The organism is Falsirhodobacter xinxiangensis (genome assembly GCF_004959935.1).
Taxonomy (GTDB): Bacteria; Pseudomonadota; Alphaproteobacteria; order Rhodobacterales; family Rhodobacteraceae; genus Falsirhodobacter; species Falsirhodobacter xinxiangensis.
The window spans coordinates 1-525 of sequence record NZ_SMYN01000075.1 but is presented as its reverse complement, the minus strand read 5'-3'; the positions used below and the strand labels follow the sequence as shown (position 1 = coordinate 525).

Sequence of the window (525 nt, the reverse complement as noted above, 5' to 3'; positions counted from 1 at the left end):
TCGCGCGTTCCGGTGCCGACGGGCGCGATGACGGGTTCTGTGACCTCGGCATCGTAGGACGTGCCTGCCGTGGCGGGCGATGCGGCATAGGGGCTCGCCTCATACCCGCCCCAGCCCTCAGCACGCCAGCTTGCCTCGCGCTCTTCGAGGTTCACCGTGCCCTCGTCATCGAGGATATCGAGCGCAGTCTCGTAATTGGCTTGCGTCAGACCGGTCACAGCGACGAGGTAGCCGCCCCGCGACAGACCCTCGGCATAGGAATAGCGGTCCTCGTCTGGGAAGAAGAAGTCGCCAAGGCTCTCCCAAAAGCCTTTTTCCTTTTCCACGGTGCTTGTCGTGCTGGAGCCAATCTTGGCATCGCCTTCGATGATCCGGATCTGCTGGCTCGAAATGCCCGCCGCAACCAGCCGATCATGGGCATCCTGAGCGTCTGCGCGGCTGTCGAAAAGCGCAGAAACCGAGGTCGCGCTGCCGGTCGTGCTCGTCTCGTTGTCATAGCTCATCTTGGTCATCCTTGTGCTTGAT

1 protein-coding gene is annotated in these 525 nt (G+C 62.1%); it reads right to left on the bottom strand.

What is annotated here, in order from left to right; genetic code table 11:
• A partial coding sequence (locus tag E2K76_RS20190) for a general stress protein (protein WP_220432330.1) occupies window positions 1-503 on the bottom strand: 503 nt, incomplete at its 3' end.
• Window positions 504-525 lie beyond the last annotated feature (22 nt).